This is a genomic window from Streptomyces sp. NPDC127084 (genome assembly GCF_042724175.1).
GTDB lineage: Bacteria > Actinomycetota > Actinomycetes > Streptomycetales > Streptomycetaceae > Streptomyces.
On the sequence record NZ_JBHXFA010000285.1, the window covers coordinates 1 to 2,295 of the forward strand.

At 64.1% G+C, this 2,295-nt stretch carries 2 protein-coding genes; one reads left to right on the forward strand and one right to left on the reverse strand.

Annotated features, from left to right (window positions below):
• Window positions 1-290: 290 nt before the first annotated feature.
• Window positions 291-566: a hypothetical protein gene (locus tag ACFWI9_RS33165; RefSeq protein ID WP_387168704.1), complete on the reverse strand. Its 276-nt coding sequence runs from the start codon at window positions 564-566 to the stop codon at window positions 291-293.
• Between the two features lie 775 nt (window positions 567-1,341).
• Between ACFWI9_RS33165 and ACFWI9_RS33170 the strand changes: the two genes are divergently transcribed.
• Window positions 1,342-2,136 (forward strand): GntR family transcriptional regulator, encoded by a 795-nt coding sequence (locus ACFWI9_RS33170; protein WP_387168706.1) that lies wholly within the window; start codon window positions 1,342-1,344, stop codon window positions 2,134-2,136.
• The last annotated feature ends 159 nt before the right edge of the window (window positions 2,137-2,295 follow it).

A 2,295-nucleotide genomic window follows, 5' to 3' on the forward strand; every position in this document is an offset into this window, starting at 1 on the left:
GCGCGCGGGGTCGGGGGGGGGGTGGCACGGTGTGGGCCGGACCGCGACCCTCTCGGGCGGGCGGGGCAGCGGCGCCTGGGGCGGCCGGCTGACGGCCGCCGGGGCGTCGGTCATGATGGGCATGTGGGTTTCCCTTGTATGGCAGGGGGCGCCCGCGACAAGAACCCCCAGGGCTGCATTCCCTGGGGGTTCGTCGTGTGCGGGGTCAGTGCGTCCTGCGCACTCCGCCGGCCACCGCACCCCGCAGAAAGCGGGCGCGGTCGACGGCGGGCAGCGCAGGCTGCGGTGGATCAGAGGGCGTACTCGAAGACTGCTCCGAGGTCGTCGTCCTGGTGCGCCTCGGGAACCACCTTCAGCAGCACGATCCGCATCGCACGGCCGTCGCGGTCGGTGGTGAGGTACTCCTGCTCGCTCACCGTCTGACCCATCTCGCGGCAGAGGGCCAAGCTCGCGTCGGCGTCCTCGGTCGAAAGCTGCTCCCAGGGCTCCCTCGGAGTGCCGGAGGACGCCCAGTTCAGATCCCAGTCGATGTCGTGGACCAGCACGTTCGCGACGTCGGCAACCATGTCGTTTCTCCTCGTCAGGTCGGGGTGTGCGTCCTGCGCACTCCGCCGGCCACCGCGACCGGGGGGGGTGGGCGTCGCGCGCCCTCCGCCGCCCCCCGCACCCGGGTGAACGGGGCGGTCGGCGACAGGCAGCACAGGCTGCGATTTGCTCGGCACCCCCTGGAATGCGGGGTGTCAGATCTCGATAGACGCGGACCGCTACCGCCGGGAGATCCGTCCGGTCGGGTGTGCGATGAAGGTATGCCGCGTCGTTCTTTTACGTCGTGGGGGTGTCGGCCCTCCGGACTCTCTGCTGGTGATGAGCACCTGGGTGCGTCTTACTGCTCCCAGGTCGCCGCCAGAACTGCGACGCCCTAACAGGTCAGGGTCCGTGCCGACTGCCACCACCAGGGGTGATGGCGCCTCACGACGGGTTTCCACTCACATCGGCCGGTGCGGTCACGGCCGTCGTAGCTGTGGTGGATCACGCTGTGGAGTTCTCAACGAGCGATCGGTCCGCAGCCGTACCCCCGCAGGAGCCGCCACCGTGGCCATGCCTCAACCCACCAGCTCACTTAACTAGTCAAGCTTCGGCAGGTCGATTAACGCATCTCACTCCAGCCCTGTCAACCTGTCTAGTTATGCAACCTCACATCACGGCTCTGAGCTGCATATATTCCAGGTAGAGACACGAAGATCGCCTCTCGGGTACCAGAAGACAACTAGACATGTCATGCTTGGGTACACGTCGATGGGAAGGAGTCCCAGAGCGCGCCGAGAAACGGAGAGACTGCACATGCCCAAGCGAGAGCCCGGCAAAGTGCCGCGTATCGCTGCGGACATCGCCGCCAAGATTGAACGAGGGACGTACCCGCCCGGCTCAGCACTCCCGAGCGTCCCCGAGCTCCAGGCGGCAGAGGGCATTGCGTACCAGACCGCGCGGGATGTCTATGGCCTCCTGGAAGACCAAGGGCTGGTTTTCTCGCGACGAGGGAAAGGCACTTACGTCAGCCTGGTCCTCGGAAAGGTGCTACGCGACAGTACGAGCCGCTACCTCCCGAGCGCCCGTTCACAGGGCGGCGCGGTAGGGGCCTTTGATGCAGAAATCCGACGCATGGGGCTAGTACCCAAGTCCGTCCCTGTTGTTATCGCGCGGGAGCGACCGCCCAAGCGAGTCGCCGAATTGCTTGATATCCATCACGCAACCAAGGCACTCAAACGGGAAAGAGTAATGCCGGTCGCTTCTCCCGAGAACAGCGATGTCAGCGAGGTCGTCCAGCTAGCTACTAGCTGGTTTCCACCAGATGTGGTGGACGCATGCCCATCGCTAGAGAAACAGAACACGGGCCCCGGTGGTAGCAAGTCTCGACTCGCAGAAGCGGGTTACGCGCAAGTGCGCCTTCGTGAAGAAATCGAAGTGCGATCTCCTTCCGAAGAAGAGGCCAAGTGTCTGGGGATTCCCGTCGATCAGGCTGTCCTGGAAATCACCCATCAAGGAATCACGGCAGAGAATCGAATCGTAGAAGTCTGCCTGCACGTAATGCCGCGCACTAAATGGAAAATCGCATACGAGTGGGTCATTGGCTCGTAATAAATCTAACTATCAACCTAGGGAGCAGAGAAAATGGCTAGCACCGAAATCGGCGTCGACGGCGTGATCCTGCGCGATGCTCGCAGCCGATACATCGCCTCTCAGCGTGAGGAAGGCGGAGCGCAAGGCGCCGACGACGCGGAGATTCGGCGTAGCGGT